This is a genomic window from Priestia sp. TRN 1309, assembly GCF_050846875.1.
Lineage (GTDB): Bacteria > Bacillota > Bacilli > Bacillales > Bacillaceae_H > Priestia > Priestia zanthoxyli.
Genome location: NZ_JBOZGM010000006.1, coordinates 248,421 through 269,901, shown reverse-complemented (window position 1 = coordinate 269,901; position 21,481 = coordinate 248,421). Strand labels below are relative to the sequence as shown.

Here is a 21,481-nt window from a genome sequence, read left to right as displayed (position 1 = left end):
AGGGTGACATGATGATATTAACGAATCGCGAAGACCAGCTTTTAGAAGAAATCTATAAATGGGAAGAGAGCTTACAGAGCGTAGAAGCAACTGAGATGGAGTTATTGTACGAAGAATGGTTAGAAAAAGGGCTTAACTTAATTCCTGCTTCTGTTCGTGAGACCTATTTACATAAAATTGATGAGGGACTCTTTCAGTTAACTGCATTAATTCAAGGTACGGAAATGCAAACTCAAGCGACAAAACGAATTATTGAAACCGCCCGTGTATTCAAAGAAGATATCACAGATCTGTCAGAAATGAATTCCCTTCAAGTAGATCAGCTTTCTTATATATGCGAACAGCAAATGGCCAAGCTGCGGTTGTATGCGCTGAGTCAAGGAGCACTTTCAGGAACCGGCCAATCGCTGCTAGTCGGTATTGATATACCCGCTGTTTTATGCATGAATATTCAAGCGGTGCAACAGGCAGCAATGAGCTACGGCTATCATATCCAGACTCCTTCAGAGCTTATGCTAACGCTAAAAGTTTTTCATGCAGCAACGTTACCTAGACACCTTCAGGCTGAGGGGTGGCATCAATTAAAGAGTGAGCTAAGCCAAGAATTTGACCCGTATTTTTATGAAGGTGTTGATCAAATTGTAGATAAGACGTGGCTGCAAAAAATCGTTGTGCAAATTGGAAAAACGCTAGCTATATTTGCTGCGAAGCGAAAAGTTTATAATCGTTTGCCAATTGTGAGTATGATGGTTGGCGGAGGGATGAATTATCGAATGGCCAAACAAGTGACAGATTATGCGAAGCGCTTTTACCAATACCGCTATTTGCTGGATAAGAAAAACGAGTCTCATTAATTTTTCATGAGACTCGTTTTTTTGTCTATCCGTGAACTTTTTTTGATATTTCCTCATTTGTTCGATACCAAATCCACAAATCATTAATAATAGAAGCAAGTTCTCCTATCTCGCTATTTAATTCACAGGAGCGGATAAAATTAGTCTCATCTTCTAACGCCGCTTGTTTTTGATTAATCCTCTTTTCTACAGATTGAATTTTGTCTGGAATTTGCCCTCGAATGGATTCCCATGTTAGGAGGATATCCTGCTGAACTTTTTCAGAATAGAATGTCCATTCTCTTTCAAGAGCAGGAATTTTTATACCGAGTCTGTTGTCATAAGTAAAAAAGCGCTCCATTTTTTCACCTCTTCCCTTCCATTTTATACAATGACAAAAGCCAGAGCTACTTTAAGTGAAAAATAAATCATTTATACTTGATTTATGCATATAAATATACAATGCATTTAAGGCAGGAATATTCATTCACGTCTATTTTTACAGTATTTTAAAAGCTTTTATCCTATTAAATTAAAAAAAACGTGAATTTATATACTTTTTTTTGAATAACTATTGAAAATAGATTAAAAAGTTGTTAAAGTAATAGTAGATTAAATGAATAAAAATTAAAACGGTTGTATTAATATATATATAATTTGTAGGAGGAATAGATGATGAGTAATCCAAAAGTTGTTTTAGCATATTCCGGAGGTTTAGATACATCAGTTGCAATTAAATGGTTACAAGAAAAAGGGTACGATGTGGTAGCTTGCTGTTTAGACGTAGGCGAAGGAAAAGATTTAAAATTCGTTAAAGAAAAAGCCTTAACAGTTGGAGCGGTATCGTCATATGTGATTGATGCAAAAGAAGAATATGCTAATACATTTGCATTAGCAGCACTTCAAGCACACACGTTATATGAAGGAAAATATCCATTAGTATCTGCACTATCTAGACCGCTAATCGCTAAAAAGCTTGTAGAAGTAGCAGAACAAGAAAATGCAGTAGCTGTCGCACATGGATGTACGGGAAAAGGAAATGACCAAGTGCGTTTCGAAGTATCAATTAAAGCATTAAATCCACACTTAGAAGTTTTAGCTCCTGTTCGTGACTGGAAATGGTCTCGTGAAGAAGAAATCGAGTATGCAAAAGAAAAGAATATTCCAATTCCAATTAACTTAGACAGCCCATTTTCAATTGACCAAAACTTATGGGGAAGAAGTAACGAGTGCGGCGTTCTTGAAGATCCTTGGGCAGCTCCACCTGAAGAAGCATATGACCTAACGGCTTCTCTTGAAAATACTCCGGACACAGCCGATGTAGTAGAAATTGAATTCGTTGAAGGTGTTCCAGTAGCATTAAATGGTCAATCTTATACGCTAGCTCAGTTAATTCTAGAATTGAATGAAATTGCAGGTAAGCACGGAGTGGGACGTATTGATCATGTAGAAAACCGTCTTGTGGGAATCAAATCACGTGAAGTATATGAGTGTCCAGCTGCTATGACATTAATCAAAGCACACAAAGAGCTTGAAGATTTAACATTAGTGAAAGAAGTCGCGCACTTCAAACCAGTGATTGAGAAAAAATTAACAGAAGTTATCTATGAGGGTTTATGGTTCTCTCCATTAACAAATTCCCTGCTTGCATTCTTAAAAGACACGCAGCAATATGTGAACGGAACAGTGAGAGTAAAACTATTTAAAGGGCATGCTATCGTAGAGGGACGTAAATCTCCTAATTCTTTATACAATGAAAAACTTGCAACATATACAAAAGAAGATGAATTTGATCACAATGCAGCAGTTGGTTTTATCTCATTATGGGGTCTTCCAACACAAGTGAGTAGCATGGTAAATCAAAAGAAGGTGACAACGGTATGACCAAACTTTGGGGAGGGCGTTTTACGAAACGCCCTGAACAATGGATTGACGAGTTCGGTGCGTCCATTTCATTTGATCAGCATCTTGTAGAAGAAGATATTGAAGGCAGTTTAGCACATGTAACAATGCTTGAGAAATGCAGCATTCTTTCTGGAGATGAAGCGTCACAAATTAAAAAAGGCCTTCAAACACTGCTTGAAAAAGCTAAGAAGAAAGAATTAACATTTTCTGCTCAATATGAAGATATTCATTTGAATTTAGAAAAGCTATTAATTGATGAAATTGGTCCGGTTGGAGGTAAGCTTCATACGGGTCGAAGCCGTAATGATCAAGTTGCTACAGATATGCACTTATATTTAAAAAAGCATGTTCAGCAAATTGTAGGACTGATCGAAAATCTAGAAGATGTGCTGCTTACAAAAGCAGATCAGCATGTCGAAACTATTTTTCCAGGCTACACACATTTACAGCGCGCGCAGCCGGTTTCTTTTGCTCATCATCTAATGGCTTATGTTTCAATGTTTAAGCGTGATGCTGAGCGTTATGCGGAATCACTAAAGCGTATTGATTTATCTCCTTTAGGAGCAGGAGCTTTAGCTGGTACGACATTTCCAATTGATCGTCATTACAGCGCGGAGCTTCTAGGCTTTAATGGAATTTATCAAAACAGTATGGATGCTGTCAGCGACCGTGACTTTATTTTAGAGTTTTTAAGCAACAGTTCTATTTTAATGATGCATTTATCTCGTTTTTGTGAAGAGTTAATTTTATGGTCTAGTCAAGAGTTTCAATTTATTGAAATGGATGATACGTATGCAACTGGCAGCAGTATTATGCCTCAAAAGAAAAATCCTGATATGGCAGAGTTAATTCGTGGTAAAACAGGACGAGTATATGGTCATTTATTTAGCTTGTTGACTGTGTTAAAAGGCACGCCTTTAACATACAACAAAGACTTGCAAGAAGATAAAGAAGGCATGTTCGATACGGTTACAACGATTGAAGGCTGCTTAACAATCTTTGCTGGCATGATTGAAACAATGACAGTAAAAACAAATGTTATGGAAAAAGCTACGAAACAAGATTTTTCAAATGCAACGGAGTTAGCTGACTATCTTGCTGCAAAAGGTATGCCGTTTCGTGAAGCACATGAAGTGGTTGGGAAACTAGTTCTCGTTTGTATTCAGAAAAATATCTACCTAATGGATTTGCCGCTCGAGCAATATAAAGAAGCGTCAGATTTATTTGAGGAAGACATCTACCATGTATTAAGTCCAAAAACAGCTGTTAATCGCCGCAATAGCGCGGGAGGAACAGGGTTTGAACAAGTGAAAAAAGCAATTCAGCTAGCTAAAGATGAATTGCATGAAAAAGCTTCAATATAAAACAGTTTTCAAAACGTCCGCAGAAAATTCTGCGGGCGTTTTTTGATGTGAGATAAATGGTATAACTAGAGCAATTAAGAAGAAAATAGAAAAGATCATGTAAGGGATTATGAAATAAAGTTCACATTCGTAAAGAAAATAGAGTGAAAAAGGAGAAGTGACATATGAAAGACAAAAAACATCCGCAGCATGTATATGAATATGATTTTGAAGGAGAAAAAGAGACATCAAGACAGCTAATGGATTCTTATTCAAGCGGCGTTATTGGCGATGCTATGGCTTCTGTAGTTGAAAATCCAGAAGCACAGAGTGATAACGAACTATATGAATAACTACATGCATATACTGTATATAGACTAAGAAAAGCAGGATTATGCTGAGCTCTATCGAAAGGTAACGTCATAGTAAATCCGGTTTTCTAAAGGATTTGGTGTGGCGTTCTTTTTTCAGTTAATCACTGATATAAGAAAAGAGGGATAAAGGTGAAAATTGGAGTGCCGAAAGAAGTAAAAAATAATGAAAATCGCGTGGCTATTACTCCAGCTGGTGTTACAGCTTTAGTTAACGGTGGGCATGATGTATATATTGAAACACAGGCAGGAGAAGGCTCTGGATTCCATGATGAAGATTACACAAATGCAGGAGCTTCTATTGTAAATACTGCAAAAGAAGCATGGGATGCTGAAATGGTTATGAAAGTAAAAGAACCGATTTCAGAAGAATACGGATATTTTCGTGAAGGACTTATTTTGTTTACGTATTTACATTTGGCAGCTGAAGAAGCGTTAACGAAAGCATTGATTGATAAAAAGGTAGTGGGTATCGCTTATGAAACGGTACAGCTCCCAAATAAAAGCTTGCCTCTGTTAACACCGATGAGCGAAGTTGCAGGAAGAATGTCTTCTCAAATTGGAGCTCAATTTTTAGAAAAAACCAAAGGTGGCAAAGGGATTTTGTTAAGTGGAGTGCCAGGCGTGCAAAGAGGAAAAGTAACAATTATTGGAGGAGGAGTAGCGGGAACCAACGCTGCTAAAATTGCGGTCGGATTAGGGGCTGATGTCACAATAATTGATTTAAACGCTGATCGCCTTCGCCAGCTGGATGATTTGTTTGGTAAAGAAGTGACAACATTAATGTCAAATCACTACAATATCGCACAATCTGTAAAAGAGTCAGATTTAGTGATAGGAGCGGTTCTCATACCGGGAGCTAAAGCGCCAAAGCTTGTCACCGAGGAAATGGTTCAAACGATGTCAAAAGGGTCAGTTGTGGTTGATATTGCCATTGACCAAGGCGGAATTTTTGAAACAACTGATCGTATTACTACTCACGATAACCCGACTTACTCGAAGCATGAGGTCTTGCATTATGCTGTTGCTAATATGCCAGGGGCTGTTCCCCGCACGTCGACCTTAGCGCTGACCAACGTAACGGTTCCTTATGCTCTGCAAATAGCAAATCAGGGATATAAAAAAGCGTGCTTAAAAAACCCTTCCCTTCTTCAAGGCATCAACACCCTAAATGGGTTTGTCACTTACGCGGCTGTTGCAGATGCACACGGTCTAACTTACGCTGATGCAACAACTTTATTAGAGCAAGCATAATAAGGCATGTTTTTGCGCAGTTTGTGATATGATAGCCGCGTATTCACTTGTTTTGTAACCAAAACAGACGGGTAGAATATAGAAAAGGTTAGTGTAAAAGGAGAGAATATATGATGCACGTTTCTTATCATGGACATTCTGTTGTTAAAATTGAAACAAAAGGAAAAACAATTTTAATTGACCCGTTTATCACTGGAAATGAATTAACAGATTTAAATGCTGAAGATGTAAAAGCAGATGTGATTTTACTGACTCATGGCCATAATGATCATGTAGGCGACACGGTGGAAATTGCTAAGCGCAGCGGTGCACTTGTTGTGGCAGTAGCAGAATTAGCTACATATCTTAGCTGGCAAGGCTTAAACGTACATCCAATGAGCATAGGCGGAGCCTATACATTTGATTTTGGTACGGTAAAATTGACACAAGCTTTCCACGGTTCAAGTTATACAGAAAATAATGAGAAAATTATTTATACAGGAATGCCGGCTGGTTTGCTTTTAACGATTGAAGGAAAGACAATTTATCATGCTGGAGATACGGCTTTATTTTCTGATTTAAAGTTAATTGGTCGCCATGAGCCTGACGTAGCATTTCTTCCAATTGGAGATAACTTTACAATGGGACCTGAAGATGCGGCTATCGCAGCGGAATGGGTGCAGGCAAAGCTTGTTGTGCCAATTCACTACAATACATTTCCTGTAATTAAGCAAGATCCTCATCAATTTGTTGAGTCTTTATCTGGTATTGAAGGAAAAGTATTAAAAGTTGGAGAAGGATTGGATCTTTAATCATAGAGGATGGGACAAAACGATTTCAGTTAAAGTTAAAAAAGAACGAGTAATCGATAATATCGATCACTCGTTCTTTTTTTATTGTTAAGGTGAACGTAGGTTTCACATTTGTTCATCTTTAGATTGAATCGATGCAGTTATGTCTTAATCTCTTTTTATTTGCAAAGAAACGTTCTGCTTTTTTTACTTTCCCGCATACGATAGTAATAATAAGGAGGGAGAGTTATGGAAAAAAATCGAGTTATTTTATCGCTTTTACTATGCGGAGTGATGCTTTACTATGCAATGCCGCACTTAGTGTTAACAACTGCGAGTTTGCAAGGGATTTTTAGTATAAGCTGGCTTACCTTTGCTCTTTTTGTAGCCGGAGGCAATTTGTCATCACTACTTTATGCACCGCGCCGTAAAAAGACAGGTATTCAAAAAAATAGTGCGAGAAAGCCTTTGCGTCAAAGAGGTTAGATTGAATCCATTTCACTTCCCCCGTATAATAAAAGAAAAGACATATGAAACGTAAAAACGTTTTAGAAGGGTGAAGTACACGTGGCGACAAAACATGAGCAAATTTTACAGTATATCGATTCGCTTCCAATTGGTGAAAAAATTTCAGTGCGCCAAATTGCCAAAGAACTGACTGTCAGTGAAGGCACGGCGTACCGAGCAATAAAAGATGCGGAAAATAAAGGATATGTTTCAACGATTGAACGAGTAGGGACTATTCGAATTGAACGAAAGAAGAAAGAAAACATTGAAAAGCTCACGTTTGCCGAAGTAGTAAACATTGTAGATGGACAAGTGCTGGGCGGACGTGAAGGTTTGCATAAAACGTTAAATAAGTTTGTTATTGGAGCGATGAAGCTTGATGCTATGATGAGGTATACCGAGGCCGGAAACCTTCTTATCGTAGGGAATCGAGTAAACGCTCATGAATTAGCCCTTGAAGCAGGCGCAGCCGTTTTAATTACGGGCGGCTTTGATACGGAAGAATGGGTTAAGAAGCTTGCGGATGATCTGAAGCTTCCTATTATTTCAACGAGCTATGATACATTTACAGTTGCAACGATGATTAATCGGGCTATTTATGATCAGCTGATAAAAAAAGAAATTGTGCTTGTAGAGGATATTTTAACACCCGTCTCTGAAGCGGTTAGCTTGCAGTTAACCGATACGATTGAAAAATGGCACGAATGTAACGATCAAACGCACCACAGTCGTTTTCCTGTAGTAGATCAGCATATGAAAGTTCATGGTATGGTTACCTCAAAAGATGTTATTGGATATGATCTTTCCACTTCGATTGAAAAAGTGATGACGAAAAATCCGATGACCGTTCACGGGAAAACATCGGTCGCTTCTTCCGCTCATATGATGGTATGGGAAGGGATTGAAGTGCTGCCTGTAGTGGACGATTACCATCGACTAGAAGGCATTATCAGCCGTCAAGATGTCTTAAAAGCGCTGCAAATGATTCAGCGTCAACCACAGGTAGGAGAAACCATTGATGACATTGTAACGAATCAATTTATGGACGTACAAGAGACAAAGGAAGCACCTGTCTATCGCTGTGAAGTAACGCCACAAATGACAAATTATATGGGAACTATTTCATACGGAGTTTTTACTACTATTGTGACGGAAGCTGCTAATCGTGTTCTGCGCTTATATAAAAAAGGTGATTTGGTTATTGAAAACATTACCGTTTATTTTATTAAACCGGTTCAAATTGAAAGTGTAATTGAAATTCGCCCTAAGCTATTAGAACTGGGTCGGAAGTTTGCTAAATTAGATGTAGAAGTCTACAACGCCGGAGTTGTAGTAGGAAAAGCGATGATGATGGCTCAGTTATTGGACAGAGTATAAAAAAAGAAGCTGGGACAAAAGTATGTTAGACGAAGTGAAAAACGAACCATTTATCAACCATGTTGATGAGTGGTTCGTTTTTTTTTGTTAGGGTAAACGTAGGTTTCACCTGTTTAGATTCTTCTAGCCGTTGATTGGAGGGCAAGACGAAGACTCCAGCGGAAAGCGAAGTCTTGCACGGAAATCAACGGCGGTGTCTCAAGCGGTTCAGCTCATGTCTCCCATTTGTTCGTCTTTAGATTGGATTCCTCTCGTTATGCCTCAGCCTTTTTTACATTTGATCTGCTTCTTTTATTGCATAAGGCTGATAGTACTTATAAGCTTTGACACCTGCTATTATGCTACCTGAACCGAATAATATAAATAATATGCCGATGATAAGCGAAAGGTTTGTTTCGTAAATAAACCATTGATTGATCCCAAAAAATAATACAAAAGAGCCAAGACAAATACTCGACTTAGCGGAAATCCACTTTCGTTCCATTGGGCGTTTTGAACGTACGTATTTTACTTTTAAATACATGTAGAAAACAAAGGACACAACGATTAAAATCATAAAAAATGGCACAGACGCCCCTCCAGTCCGGTGTATTTCTATCCGTAATGTTTCTAGATGCTAGTAATGCGTAGTGTTGAAAGTGTTTACAGTAGTATCTATTATTTTACAGGTCAATAACAGAAAATTCTACTATTGATTGATTCTTCTTTTAAAAAGGAGAAGAGATATGATTTAATAAAGATTATGGATACAGCGCTGTGGAAATATAAGTGCATGTGGTACGTACATAAAACAAGAACAGTATTGACAGGAGAGAGAAAATGAAAGCACAAATATTAGAAGCTATTAAGCAGTTTGACACCATCATTATTCACAGGCACATTCGTCCAGATCCAGATGCATACGGATCTCAGTGCGGATTAGCGGAATTGTTAAAAACATCTTTTCCGGAAAAGAAGGTATACGTAACGGGAGAAGAAGCGGAGTCGTTAAAATTTTTATACCGTATGGATGATATCGCCGATGACACCTATGAAGATGCGCTTGTCATCGTTTGTGATACGGCGAATGAAGCGCGTGTATCAGATCAGCGCTACGCAAGTGGAAAAATGATCATTAAAATCGATCACCATCCGAATCAAACTCCTTACGGTGATTTACTTTGGGTTGAGACGTCTGCTTCTTCAACAAGTGAAATGATTTATGAATTTTACTTGGAAGGAAAAGAAAAGGGGTTAGCTCTTAATGATGAAGGAGCAAAGTTAATTTTCACTGGTATTGTCGGTGATACGGGCCGATTTTTATTTCCAAATACAAAGCCGAAAACGTTTTGCTATGCAAGTGAATTGATTCAATATGGCTTCAATTTTAAGGATGTATATGATCAGCTATACAAAACAAAAGAAAACGTCGCTCACTTACATGGATATGTGCTGCAAAACTTCACGATGTCTCCAGCGGGAGTTGCTCACATGAAAATTCCGAATGAAATTCTTCGCAAATATGATGTGACACCTGCTGATGCCTCTCAGCTAGTCGGCTCGTTAGGACAAATTGATGGAGTGAAAACGTGGGTATTTTTTGTAGAAGAAGAAAATCAGATTCGGGTCCGCCTGCGTTCAAAAGAGCTTGTGATTAATACAATTGCTAGAAAATACAACGGAGGAGGCCATCCTCTTGCGTCCGGCGCTTCCATTGACTCATGGGAAGAAGTAGAGCCTTTACTACTTGATTTAGAAGAGCTCTGCAGTCAGGAGTAATCTGTAAAATAAGCCGTTGATTTTAAATCAGCGGCTTTTTATAGTACTTTTTCCATCTTTTTAATTCGAACTTCAATCGAAAGCGTTGTATAAAAATAAATTTGATGAACTTCAACTTCATAAATCGTTTTATCGAATTCGTATTTTTTGTTTTCAATTGCTTTTTTTAAGATATCCCTGCTTCGATACGCACTTTCAATATCTTGGGCAATTAAGTGCTGAGCTTCTTCGTCGACGCTTTTTTGAATATTGTATTCCACCACAGAGTTTACTTTATAACGATGGCCGTTCACTAATTTTACTTTCACATTTTGAATAATCAAATGCTGCTTCATTTCCTTGTTTAATGCTTTTACATCTTCTTGCCATGCGCTAATTTGCAAATTTGCTTTTTTTAGCTTATCATTAGCAATTCGAATCTCCTCTAGCTCTCTATCTCTTGAAACGCCGTAAATTGTTAAAAACACTCCCCAGCTGACAATTGCTCCAATGACAATACCGGCAAAAAAACGCTGCCAGTCGGAGCGCTTGAACATTCGCTCGCTGGGTACTCTCATACAAAGTGCTCCTGCGTTAACCACTTGATGATCAGAGCCCCGGTCTGAGCTCCTCCCATAGCGGATAGAATTAAAAGAATTTGTTTGAATACATCTTTTGTCGCTCCTTCAAAGAGTCCTCGCTCAAAGCTGTAAAACGTATCAAATGTTCCTCCGATGGCTCCGACAATTGCCCAGATTTTTAAGCTATTGCTGAGGGTATGCATAACGTACAGGGGAGATTTTCCAATTAAGAACCCCGCAAATGCTCCGATTAATGAACCGCCTAAAATAATACCTAATGAAGTAAAGTAACTCCAAATGAAAAGAGACATAAAAGGCTCTTTTGTCATGACGCGTCCTCCTTTACTATTTTATTGATAACTCATGCTTCCTACATATATATGGACAAACGTTCAGAGTTATGTAATTTGTCTACGCCCGCAACAAAATTTATAATGAGAATAAAGAATTAAAGAAAGGTGGGAAGTCCTGTGCCTTTTGTTCACTTACAGCTTCAAAGTTCTTATAGCTTACTAAGCAGTTCCGTTCGTATTCATGAACTTGTAGAAACAGCTAAAAAAATGAACTATGAAGCGATTGCTTTGACCGATGAAAATGTAATGTACGGAGTCATTCCTTTTTATAAAGCCTGCGTGAAAGCGGGGATTAAGCCGATTATTGGGCTTACACTATCAATTTTGGAACATGAAGAAAGCGAGCAAGCGTATCCTTTAGTTTTGCTAGCAGAAAATGATAAAGGCTATGAAAATCTATTAAAACTAAGCAGTTTAGTTCAAACAAAGGAAAAACACGGTGTAAAGAAAAAATGGCTCCAGCATTATAGCAGCGGGCTGATTGCTATTACACCTGGCGTAAGGGGAGAAGTAGAAACTCTGCTAGCAGAAAACAAACTTCAAGATGCAAAGCGAGTGCTTCAATTCTTTAAAAAAGTATATTCTCAGTCTTTGTATATATCTATACAGCGCCACGGACAGGATGAAGCTTTGATAAATCAGCAGTTAACGGAGCTTGCTGCTGAAGAAAATGTCCCGCTCGTAGCAACGAATCAAGTGAAATATTTAAAAAAAGAAGATCGGGACGCATATGATTGCTTAGCGGCTATTCGAGACGGAGAGAAATTACATAGCGGTGAACAGGTGCAAGAAGAAAGCAGCGAGTACTATTTCAAATCACCTCATGAAATGGAAGTTCTCTTTCATGATCAGCATTTTTTAATAGAAGAAAGTATAAAAATCGCAAGACGATGCGAGCTTAAAATTTCTCTAGGCGTCATGTCTATTCCAAAATACCCTGTTCCTCCGTCCGTTACATCATCAACCTACTTACGCACTCTTTGCGAGAAAGGACTGCAAGAAAGAGTTCAAGTGATCACGGAACAATACCAGAAACGCTTAGATTATGAGCTGAACATTATTGAAAGTATGCGCTTTAGCGATTACTTCCTTATCGTGTGGGATTTTATGAATTATGCTCATGAACATGGTATTTTAACAGGTCCAGGTCGTGGCTCAGCGGCGGGCTCACTAGTTTCATACGCCTTACGAATTACAAATGTTGATCCAATTCAGCATCAGCTTCTCTTTGAGCGCTTTTTAAATCCTGAACGTATTTCGATGCCTGATATTGATATCGATTTTCCTGATAATAAACGGGATCAAGTCATTCAGTATGTGGCTCAAAAATATGGAGCGCTGCATGTAGCTCAAATTATTACATTTGGAACATTAGCGGCTAAAGCAGCCGTACGTGATGTAGGAAGAGTGATGGGATTTGATCAAGAGGCGTTAAATAAAATGTCTAAAGCGATTCCAACTAAACCAGGTACAACGTTAAAAAGCGCTCTTCGTGATTCAAGAGTTCTTCAAACTTATTTAGCAGAAAATGAAGCCAGAAAGCAATGGTATAACATTGCCATGAAGATAGAAGGACTGCCAAGGCATACTTCCACACACGCAGCAGGCGTTGTGATCAGTGAGAAGCCGCTGACGCAATCTATAGCTGTACAAGAAGGACATGATGATGTATATCTGACTCAATATCCAATGGAAGCTCTGCAAGACGTTGGGCTTTTGAAAATGGACTTTTTAGGTTTGCGTAACTTAACCATTTTAGATCACATTTTAAAGAAAATTGAGCGGGACATGAACCAAAAGCTGTCACTGTCTCGTATTCCATTTAACGATCAGAAAACTTTTGAACTGCTGAGCAAAGGAGATACGACAGGGATTTTTCAGCTAGAGTCAGATGGAATGAGAAGGGTTCTTCAGCAATTAAAACCTACAGAGCTAGAAGATATTGTAGCAGTTAACGCGCTGTATAGACCCGGTCCGATGGAAAATATTCCAACTTATATTAAGCGCAAGCACGGAGTGGAGAGCGTCATATATGACCATCCCACGCTTCAAGGCATTTTACAATCCACCCATGGCGTTATCGTGTATCAGGAGCAAATTATGCAGATTGCTTCAAAGATGGCCGGTTTTTCTCTTGGAGAAGCAGATTTATTGAGAAGAGCAGTTAGTAAAAAAGAACGATCCGTGCTTGATCGTGAACGAGCACATTTTGTTCAAGGAAGCGAGAAGAAAGGATATGACCTATCCGTTGCTAATCGGGTCTATGACCTTATTGTGCGCTTTGCTGATTATGGCTTCAACCGGAGCCATGCCGTTGCTTACAGTATGGTGGCCTATCAGTTAGCTTATTTAAAAACACATTATCCGCTACAGTTCTTTTCAGCGTTGTTAACGAGTGTTATTGGAAACGAAGGGAAAATTGCTCAATATATTAATGAACTCAAAAGAAAAAAAATACAAGTTCTCCCACCTTCTATTAACAAGAGCATGTATTCGTTTAATGTAGAAGGTGAAAGAATAAGATATAGCCTTGCAGCGATTAAACATATTGGTGCGGCAGCTATGCAGGAAATAACAGAAGAGAGAAAGAAAAAAAGATTTGAAGACTTATTTGATTTTTGTGCACGTGTTTCACCAAAAGCCGTGAATAAAAAAGCGCTTGAAGCTTTGATTTTGTCCGGAGGCTTTGATGAATTTGGAGAAAATCGAGCAACTTTATTAGCAACCATTGATGTAGCATTTGAACATGCAAGCTTGGTGCTCCCTGATGATGACTTTGGATTTGGAGCTGAATTTTCGTTAAAGCCTAAATATATGGAAAAAGAGGAACTGAAAATAGAAGATCGGCTTCAGTATGAAAAAGATATGCTAGGTTTTTATTTATCAAGCCACCCTGCTTCTCAGTATGAAGCACTGAATTCCTTTTATTCTGTTGTTTCTCTTCACGATATGAAAGAACACGCTTCAGGAAAAGCGGTCTCTCTTTTAGTATTTGTGTTGGAAATTCGCGTCATTCGCACGAAAAAAGGAGAGCAAATGGCCTTTTTGCGCATTACGGATGAAAGTGGAGAAGGAGAAGTTGTTGCGTTTCCCCGCGTATTTGAGCAGAATCGTCTGCTGTTTGAACAAGGTAAGGTTTTACTGATACATGGAAAGATAGATGAAAGAAATGGGCAGCAGCAAATTGTTTGTCAACGTGCTGAAGCTGCTAGCGAAGCGGTTCAAAAATTACCGTCAGAAGAATTGTACTTACGTATAGAAACAAAGCAAGGTACGGAAAAGCTGCTTCATACTATTTATCAGCATTTTCAGTCTCATAGAGGGAAAATCCCCGTGAAAATTTATTATGAGGCAGAACGTCAATTGGTCAAGCTTCCTGTTCACTATTCTGTTGAACGAAGCGATGAGTTGATCAAAACGTTAAAAGCAATGCTTGGAGAGAAGCACGTTGTGTTCAAGAAGATATAGTCTTTACAGATTTCATGTGATGTTATATGGTAAAATAGTTAAAAAAGTGGTCTGACCACCGTTTTTTTATAAAATATACGAATTAGATGCGTTTTTCTTGAAATGAAATGCAATTGGATTTATAACATCATATGAGTGTGGGAAAGAACATGGTTCAGGCGCAGTATTTGTTATCATTTTGTTTATTGGGAGTGAAATTCATTGTCTTTACGTGAAGAAGCATTGCATATGCACCGCATTAACAAAGGTAAACTAGAATCAAAGTCCAAAATTCCTGTTCGAAACGCAGAGGATTTAAGCCTTGCTTATTCCCCTGGTGTAGCAGAACCTTGCAAAGAAATATATGATGATGTAAACAATGTATATGAATATACGATGAAAGGAAATATGGTAGCTGTTGTATCTGACGGCACTGCCGTATTGGGCTTGGGCAATATAGGCCCTGAAGCTGCTCTGCCAGTAATGGAAGGGAAAGCTGTCCTTTTTAAAAGTTTTGCCGGCGTAGATGCATTCCCAATTTGTTTAAACACGACAGATGTGGACAAAATTATAGAAACTGTTAAATTGCTAGAACCAACTTTTGGAGGCGTTAATTTAGAAGATATTGCGGCTCCTAACTGTTTTGAAATTGAAGAGCGGTTGAAAAAGGAAACAAATATCCCGGTTTTTCATGATGATCAGCATGGGACGGCTATTGTTACGGTAGCGGGTCTTCTTAATGCCCTGAAGCTGACAGGAAGAAAAATGTCACAAATCAAAGTAGTAGCGAATGGAGCAGGAGCTGCTGGCATTGCTATTATTAAATTATTATACAGCTATGGAGTGCGCGATATTATTATGTGTGATTCCAAAGGAACGATTTATGACAAGCGTCCTCATGGCATGAACCGTATAAAAGATGAAGTTGCAGCCTATACAAATCGAAGCAAAGTAGAAGGTACGTTAGCCGATGCGTTAGAAGAAGCTGATGTATTTATTGGAGTTTCGGTTGAAGGAGCACTCACATCGGAAATGATTGGAAAGATGAATCCAGACCCAATCATTTTTGCAATGGCAAATCCAGTGCCTGAAATTATGCCAGAAGAAGCTAAAAAAGCTGGCGCGAAAGTAATCGGCACCGGACGTTCAGATTTTCCTAATCAAGTGAACAATGTCTTAGCGTTTCCGGGGATATTCCGAGGTGCACTGGATGTGCGTGCTACTCATATTAATGAAAAAATGAAAATGGCTGCAGTTGAGGCCATTGCTAATTTAATTACGGAAGAGGACTTGAATACAGACTATGTGATTCCAGGGCCATTTGATGCACGAGTGGCTCCGGCAGTAGCCGCAGCTGTTGCAAAAGCAGCTATGGAAACAGGCGTTGCCCGAATAAAAGTAAAGCCAGAAGCCGTAGCTGAAAATACACGCCGTTTAGCGATTATTGAATAAGGTTACATCAACTGTTCTTTGACAGGCATGATGCTTCAAGCATGCCTGTTAAAGTAATGTAAAGTGAGTGGTAATAAACTTGAAGAATGAACGTTCAAAAGTATATGTAGAAATTCTAAAACAAATTCGCCAGCTAATGGAAGATGATCGTTTAACTACGGGTGATAAAATCCCGTCAGAACGAGAGCTTTCTGAACGGTTAGGCGCAGGACGTTCTTCCGTTCGAGAAGCGCTCAGAGCGTTAGAGCTAATTGGATTGATTGAAACTAGAAGAGGTGAAGGTACGTTTATTAAAGAAGTGGGAGATCATCAATTTATTGATTTATTAGCTACTTTTTTAATACAAGACGGCAAAACAAAGTCAGACTTAATTCAGACGAGATATATTCTGGAAAAAAGCTGTTTGTTTTCTGTTTTAGCGGAACAGAACAAAATCAATGTTTCAAAAGTAATTCAAAAGCAGAATGACGATCGCTTAAAGAACTTGTTTGACTATTTGTTTTCTTTGCAGCCTAATCGGCTATTGCACCGAATTTGGCTGATTATTTGCCGTTTTTCTCAAACCTTTCAACAAAACTCAGCGCCAAGCGACACTCTTATAAATGAATTAGTAGAGGCGCTAGTTAAAAAAGATGAAGCAGCTGTATTAAATCTTCACCATCAGTGCTACAAACAAGTGTGAAAGAAGGAATTTGTCGAAAGAGACATGCCATCTTTCTACACAAAATCAAACCGTCATCTAGTAAAGTAAATAGCAACTAATAAAGTGAAGCGAATAATTCATCCAATTTTTTCTTATATGTCGCTTGTTTTTGCGTTTGAGACGGGCTTTCATAACGTGTAAAGTAGAAGAAGAGGAAGAAGAAAGGTTCTTATGTTAAAGAAAAGAACCAAAAGGAGGTTACACCTTGTTACGAGATTTATTTACAAAAAACACAAAAACTCCAAAAAAACGAAAATATGCTACGATTCCTTCTGAGCATATGAGACAAGATGTACCTGAAGGGATTATGACCAAGTGTAAAAAGTGTAAGAAAATCATGTATACAAAAGAGTTAAATAAAAACTTAAAAGTATGCTTAAACTGTGGATATCATCATCAAATGACAGCACCAGAGCGTATTGAAAGCTTGATTGACAGCGGTACGTTTGTTGAATACGACAAAGATATGACGTCAGAAAATCCTCTTGGATTCCCGGATTATCTTGAAAAGCTCGAAAAAGATCGTGAGAAAACTAATTTAAGTGAAGCGATTGTTACGGGTGAAGGAGATATTGAAGGAATTAAAGTAGTGGTTGCTGTTATGGATTCACATTTCCGTATGGGAAGCATGGGCTCTGTAGTAGGTGAGAAAATTACTCGCGCCATTGAAAAAGCAAAGGAAATGCATGTCCCATTCCTTATTTTCACAGCTTCAGGCGGTGCACGTATGCAAGAAGGTGTTCTGAGCTTGATGCAAATGGCTAAAACTAGCGCAGCCCTTAAAATGTTCAGTGACGAAGGCGGCTTAATCATTTCGATCATGACACATCCTACTACGGGAGGAGTGTCAGCAAGCTTTGCTTCGCTAGGCGATTATAATTTAGCCGAGCCGGGCGCGTTAATTGGCTTTGCTGGAAGACGTATTATTGAACAAACAATTAGAGAAGAGCTTCCAGAAGATTTTCAGACGTCTGAATTTCTGTTGAAGCATGGTCAATTAGATGGAGTTATTGACCGTCACGATTTAAAAGACACGTTAACAACTATTTTAGATATACACGTAGCAGGAGGTGACATCGAGTGGTAAGTGAATTAGAGTTTGAACGTCCAATTGTTGAGTTACGCGACAAGATTGCAGAACTGAAAGAGTTTGCTAAAAATACAGAAGTGGATTTATCTAGCGAAATTGATAAGTTGGAAAAGCGCTTAGAAAAAGTAGAAAACGATATTTACAATCATCTAAGCCCGTGGAACCGTGTTCAAATTGCTCGTCATCCTGAGCGTCCTACAACACTCGATTATATTACTCGCTTGTTTACAAACTTTTTAGAGTGTCATGGAGATCGCTTTTATGGAGATGATGAAGCAATCGTAGGAGGAATTGCCAAGTTTAATGGCGTGCCTGTTACCGTGATTGGACATCAGAGAGGTAAAGATACGAAAGAAAATATTCGCCGTAATTTTGGTATGCCTCATCCTGAAGGCTACCGTAAAGCACTGCGTCTAATGAAGCAAGCGGAGAAATTTAACCGCCCAATTATTTGCTTTATTGATACAAAAGGAGCTTATCCAGGAAAAGCGGCAGAAGAACGCGGACAAAGCGAAGCTATTGCGAAAAATCTTTTCGAAATGGCTGGCTTAACTGTACCTGTTATTTGTATTGTCATTGGAGAAGGAGGAAGCGGAGGAGCCTTGGCATTAGGTTTAGGAAATCACCTTCATATGCTTGAGAACTCGACGTATTCAGTTATTTCTCCAGAAGGAGCGGCTGCCATTCTTTGGAAAGATTCTTCTCTTGCTAAAAAAGCTGCTGAAACGATGAAGATTACAGCACCGGATTTGAAAGAACTGGGTATTGTAGATGAAATGGTTTCAGAGGTAAAAGGCGGAGCTCATCGAGATATCGATGCACAAGCTGGATACATGGAAAGCATTATTAAGAAGTCATTAAAAGAACTGATGAATTTATCAAAAGAAGAGCTAGTGGAAGAGCGTTATTTAAAATACAAAAAAATCGGACAATTTGCAGCTGAAAACGATGCCATTACTATAAAATAAAGAAACGTGCACTCTTGAAAAATAAGGGTGCGCGTTTTTGTGCGGTTTGTATAGCCCTTCTCTATTGTGTTTACAAGTTCTTCGTGGTATTTTATAGACAGCAAAAACCTTTAAGTAAAAGTAGAAAAAGAGTGTTTTTTAAAAAATTCCTATGGTTATTAGCAGCTGTGCGAGCGTTTGTCTTTTCTCTAAAACGTGAGATATATAAGACAAATCAGGCAGCAAGTATTGCTGTATGAATTGCAGGGAATAGTAAAACAAGAAGCAAACGATGAAGAAATTCATCGTTAAAGTGCTGTGTATTTGTTTGCTATTTGATTCAGCGCTATGTAGGTATTTCATAAGTTACACGTAAAGCAAGGTGAACAGGTTAAGGCAACAAAATATTTGTTCACAGCCTGCTTGTAAAAGGTTAGTAAAGGAAATAGCTGTTTGCTCTACCTAAAGAGTAAATAGTAAATATATAGGAGGAAATTTGAATGCGTAAAACTAAAATTGTATGTACTATTGGACCAGCGAGTGAAAGTGTAGAAAAATTAGTTGAACTAATTAACTCAGGCTTAAACGTTTGTCGCCTAAACTTCTCTCACGGTGACTTTGAAGAGCATGGTGCACGTATCGTTAACATTCGTGAAGCTGCGAAACAAACAGGTAAAACAGTAGGTATCTTACTTGATACAAAAGGACCTGAAATTCGTACAAACACAATGGAAAATGGTGCAATTGAGTTAGAAGAAGGCGCTGAAATCATTGTTTCTATGACAGAAGTAGTGGGAACAACTGAAAAATTCTCAATTACATATCCAGGTCTAATTGATGACGTACACGTAGGATCAAAAATCCTTTTAGATGACGGTTTAATCGGTCTTGAAGTACTAGATGTCAATAAAACTGATGGTGAAATCAAAACGAAAGTACTTAACCCTGGTACATTAAAAAATAAAAAAGGTGTAAACGTGCCAAACGTAAGTGTAAACCTTCCTGGTATCACTGAAAAAGATGCAAACGATATTGTATTTGGTATCGAACAAGGCATTGATTTTATCGCTGCTTCTTTTGTGCGTCGTGCATCTGATGTATTAGAAATTCGTGAACTACTAGAAAAACACAATGCAGCTCACATTCAAATCATCTCAAAAATCGAAAACCAAGAAGGCGTAGATAACATCAAAGAAATCCTTGAAGTTTCAGACGGCTTAATGGTTGCTCGTGGTGACTTAGGAGTAGAAATTCCTGCTGAAGAAGTACCATTAGTACAAAAAGATCTAATCAAACAATGTAATGCACTTGGCAAACCAGTTATTACAGCTACACAAATGCTTGATTCAATGCAACGCAACCCGCGCCCGACTCGTGCGGAAGCAAGTGACGTTGCCAATGCTATTTTTGATGGTACAGATGCAATTATGTTATCTGGTGAAACAGCTGCGGGTTCTTACCCAGTTGAAGCTGTACAAACAATGCATTCAATCGCTTCTCGTGCTGAGCAAGCTCTAAACTACTCTGAGATTTTACAACAGCGCAGCAAACAAGTTGGCCCATCTATTACAGATGCAATCGGACAATCTGTTGTACACACAGCGCTTAACTTAAACGCTAGTGCAATCGTAGCGCCAACAGAAAGTGGTTATACAGCGAAAATCGTTTCTAAATATCGTCCGCAATCTCCAATCGTAGCTGTTGCAGCAAACGATTCTGTTGCACGTCGTCTTTCTCTAGTATGGGGTGTTACACCAGTTGTTGGTGAGCGCGTAAGTACAATTGACGATATGTTAGATCACGCTGTAAATGACGCAGTAAAAACAGGCGTTGTAGCACACGGTGATTTAGTTGTTATTACTGCTGGTGTTCCAGTTGGAGAATCAGGTGCAACGAACTTAATGAAAGTTCAAGTTGTAGGTGACGTTCTGGCTAAAGGACAAGGAATTGGTCGTAAAGCAGCAGTTGGTAAAGTAGTTATTGCTAAAACTGCTGAAGAAGCAAATGCAAAAATGACTGAAGGTGCTATCCTTGTTACAAACAGCACAGATCGCGATATGATCAGTGCAATCGAAAAAGCAGGGGCTCTTATTACGGAAGAAGGCGGTCTAACAAGCCATGCAGCTGTAGTAGGATTAAACTTAAGCATTCCTGTCATTGTAGGTGTAGAAAACGCAACAAGCGTATTCTCAGAAGATCAAGATATTACAGTTGATGCTTCACGTGGTGTTGTATACAACGGACACGCAAGCGTACTGTAAGAAACACGTAGATGATTGAAAAAAAGAGAAGGGGAAATCCTTCTCTTTTTGTTTAGGCAATTCAATAAGCGAAGAGGTGATGATGGTGAGGAAGCTTCTTCCGCTCCTTCTTATTGTACCTGCTGTTGAGGTAATGATTTTGATTTATTCAAGTCATCTCATTGGTGTAATGTCAACATTTTTACTGATTATTGCTACCAGTTTTATTGGTGCGTTTCTAGCGAAAAAACAAGGAACATCTCTTTTTCAAAAAGCACAGCGTCAGATGAGCCAAGGACATGTTCCAAGCGGTGAAATCCTTGATGGTATGTGTGTACTATTTGGCGGTTTGTTTCTCCTGTTTCCAGGCTTCTTGACAGATGTTGTAGGCTTTATCTTTTTACTGCCGTTTACACGCAAAATCGTTAAGCCTTTCCTTTTAACGTGGCTAAGAAGATTTTTTCAAGGACGTAATCGAATGACGATTATACGTTAACTAGAAAGAGGCTGGAACAAAAGTACTTTAGTGCAAGGAAAATCCGAACGATAAACCGTTCGGATTTTTTTATTG

The 21,481-nt window shown here is 38.7% G+C and carries 20 protein-coding genes; 16 read left to right on the top strand and 4 right to left on the bottom strand.

The window, feature by feature from the left end; genetic code table 11:
- The first annotated feature begins 11 nt into the window (after nucleotides 1-11).
- Nucleotides 12-854: an EcsC family protein gene (locus tag ACRPLQ_RS22830; protein WP_033579610.1), complete on the top strand. Its 843-nt coding sequence runs from the start codon at nucleotides 12-14 to the stop codon at nucleotides 852-854.
- A gap of 25 nt (nucleotides 855-879) precedes the next feature.
- On the opposite strand, the gene ACRPLQ_RS22825 is transcribed toward ACRPLQ_RS22830, so the two are convergent.
- Complete coding sequence (locus ACRPLQ_RS22825; RefSeq protein ID WP_028411794.1) at nucleotides 880-1,194, bottom strand: hypothetical protein; 315 nt, start codon at nucleotides 1,192-1,194, stop codon at nucleotides 880-882.
- A 314-nt stretch (nucleotides 1,195-1,508) separates the two neighbouring features.
- On the opposite strand from ACRPLQ_RS22825, the gene ACRPLQ_RS22820 reads away from it, so the two are divergent.
- The 7 genes from ACRPLQ_RS22820 (at nucleotide 1,509) to ACRPLQ_RS22790 (ending at nucleotide 8,360) form a co-directional block, all read left to right on the top strand.
- Nucleotides 1,509-2,717 carry an argininosuccinate synthase gene (locus tag ACRPLQ_RS22820; protein WP_033579611.1) on the top strand — a complete coding sequence of 403 codons (1,209 nt, stop codon included), beginning with the start codon at nucleotides 1,509-1,511 and terminating at the stop codon, nucleotides 2,715-2,717.
- Nucleotides 2,714-4,102, top strand: a complete 1,389-nt coding sequence (gene argH / locus ACRPLQ_RS22815) for an argininosuccinate lyase (RefSeq protein WP_014458026.1) — start codon at nucleotides 2,714-2,716, stop codon at nucleotides 4,100-4,102. Before ACRPLQ_RS22820 ends, argH begins: the two co-directional genes overlap by 4 nt.
- A 164-nt stretch (nucleotides 4,103-4,266) precedes the next feature.
- Complete coding sequence (locus ACRPLQ_RS22810) at nucleotides 4,267-4,434, top strand: hypothetical protein (protein WP_013059463.1); 168 nt, start codon at nucleotides 4,267-4,269, stop codon at nucleotides 4,432-4,434.
- Between the two features lie 150 nt (nucleotides 4,435-4,584).
- The gene (gene ald, locus ACRPLQ_RS22805; protein ID WP_014458028.1) at nucleotides 4,585-5,706 is read left to right on the top strand and encodes an alanine dehydrogenase; all 1,122 of its coding nucleotides are present in this window, start codon (nucleotides 4,585-4,587) and stop codon (nucleotides 5,704-5,706) included.
- Nucleotides 5,707-5,819: 113 nt separating this feature from the next.
- Nucleotides 5,820-6,497 (top strand): metal-dependent hydrolase, encoded by a 678-nt coding sequence (locus ACRPLQ_RS22800; RefSeq protein WP_034271489.1) that lies wholly within the window; start codon nucleotides 5,820-5,822, stop codon nucleotides 6,495-6,497.
- 228 nt (nucleotides 6,498-6,725) lie between these two features.
- A complete protein-coding gene (locus tag ACRPLQ_RS22795; RefSeq protein WP_033579613.1) occupies nucleotides 6,726-6,962 on the top strand; it encodes a hypothetical protein in 237 nt (78 codons plus the stop codon).
- An 81-nt stretch (nucleotides 6,963-7,043) separates the two neighbouring features.
- Nucleotides 7,044-8,360 (top strand): CBS domain-containing protein, encoded by a 1,317-nt coding sequence (locus ACRPLQ_RS22790; RefSeq protein ID WP_028411790.1) that lies wholly within the window; start codon nucleotides 7,044-7,046, stop codon nucleotides 8,358-8,360.
- A 271-nt stretch (nucleotides 8,361-8,631) separates the two neighbouring features.
- On the opposite strand, the gene ACRPLQ_RS22785 is transcribed toward ACRPLQ_RS22790, so the two are convergent.
- Nucleotides 8,632-8,928 (bottom strand): YtpI family protein, encoded by a 297-nt coding sequence (locus ACRPLQ_RS22785; protein WP_325074915.1) that lies wholly within the window; start codon nucleotides 8,926-8,928, stop codon nucleotides 8,632-8,634.
- A 251-nt stretch (nucleotides 8,929-9,179) separates the two neighbouring features.
- Here ACRPLQ_RS22785 and ACRPLQ_RS22780 point away from each other — a divergent pair, with 251 nt between their 5' ends.
- On the top strand, nucleotides 9,180-10,118 hold the full coding sequence (locus tag ACRPLQ_RS22780) for a DHH family phosphoesterase (RefSeq protein ID WP_033579614.1): 939 nt from the start codon (nucleotides 9,180-9,182) through the stop codon (nucleotides 10,116-10,118).
- A 38-nt stretch (nucleotides 10,119-10,156) separates the two neighbouring features.
- Here ACRPLQ_RS22780 and ytrI read toward each other — a convergent pair whose 3' ends face one another.
- Both ytrI and ACRPLQ_RS22770 read right to left on the bottom strand, forming a co-directional pair.
- Entirely contained in the window at nucleotides 10,157-10,675 is a 519-nt protein-coding gene (ytrI, locus tag ACRPLQ_RS22775) for a sporulation membrane protein YtrI (protein WP_014458035.1), read from the bottom strand.
- The gene (locus tag ACRPLQ_RS22770; RefSeq protein ID WP_013059455.1) at nucleotides 10,672-11,007 is read right to left on the bottom strand and encodes a YtrH family sporulation protein; all 336 of its coding nucleotides are present in this window, start codon (nucleotides 11,005-11,007) and stop codon (nucleotides 10,672-10,674) included. The genes ytrI and ACRPLQ_RS22770 overlap by 4 nt, the downstream gene beginning before the upstream one ends.
- 141 nt (nucleotides 11,008-11,148) lie before the next feature.
- Between ACRPLQ_RS22770 and dnaE the strand changes: the two genes are divergently transcribed.
- The 7 genes from dnaE (at nucleotide 11,149) to ACRPLQ_RS22735 (ending at nucleotide 21,406) form a co-directional block, all read left to right on the top strand.
- Nucleotides 11,149-14,499 (top strand): DNA polymerase III subunit alpha, encoded by a 3,351-nt coding sequence (gene dnaE / locus ACRPLQ_RS22765; protein ID WP_033579615.1) that lies wholly within the window; start codon nucleotides 11,149-11,151, stop codon nucleotides 14,497-14,499.
- A 201-nt stretch (nucleotides 14,500-14,700) separates the two neighbouring features.
- Nucleotides 14,701-15,930: an NAD(P)-dependent malic enzyme gene (locus ACRPLQ_RS22760; protein WP_028411786.1), complete on the top strand. Its 1,230-nt coding sequence runs from the start codon at nucleotides 14,701-14,703 to the stop codon at nucleotides 15,928-15,930.
- A 79-nt stretch (nucleotides 15,931-16,009) separates the two neighbouring features.
- A complete protein-coding gene (locus ACRPLQ_RS22755; protein WP_028411785.1) occupies nucleotides 16,010-16,612 on the top strand; it encodes a FadR/GntR family transcriptional regulator in 603 nt (200 codons plus the stop codon).
- 226 nt (nucleotides 16,613-16,838) lie between these two features.
- Nucleotides 16,839-17,720 carry an acetyl-CoA carboxylase, carboxyltransferase subunit beta gene (gene accD, locus ACRPLQ_RS22750; RefSeq protein WP_028411784.1) on the top strand — a complete coding sequence of 294 codons (882 nt, stop codon included), beginning with the start codon at nucleotides 16,839-16,841 and terminating at the stop codon, nucleotides 17,718-17,720.
- A complete protein-coding gene (gene accA, locus ACRPLQ_RS22745) occupies nucleotides 17,714-18,691 on the top strand; it encodes an acetyl-CoA carboxylase carboxyl transferase subunit alpha (protein WP_047749772.1) in 978 nt (325 codons plus the stop codon). The genes accD and accA overlap by 7 nt, the downstream gene beginning before the upstream one ends.
- Before the next feature lie 479 nt (nucleotides 18,692-19,170).
- Nucleotides 19,171-20,931: a pyruvate kinase gene (pyk, locus tag ACRPLQ_RS22740; RefSeq protein WP_045291184.1), complete on the top strand. Its 1,761-nt coding sequence runs from the start codon at nucleotides 19,171-19,173 to the stop codon at nucleotides 20,929-20,931.
- A gap of 82 nt (nucleotides 20,932-21,013) precedes the next feature.
- Nucleotides 21,014-21,406: an FxsA family protein gene (locus ACRPLQ_RS22735; RefSeq protein ID WP_033579618.1), complete on the top strand. Its 393-nt coding sequence runs from the start codon at nucleotides 21,014-21,016 to the stop codon at nucleotides 21,404-21,406.
- Nucleotides 21,407-21,481 lie beyond the last annotated feature (75 nt).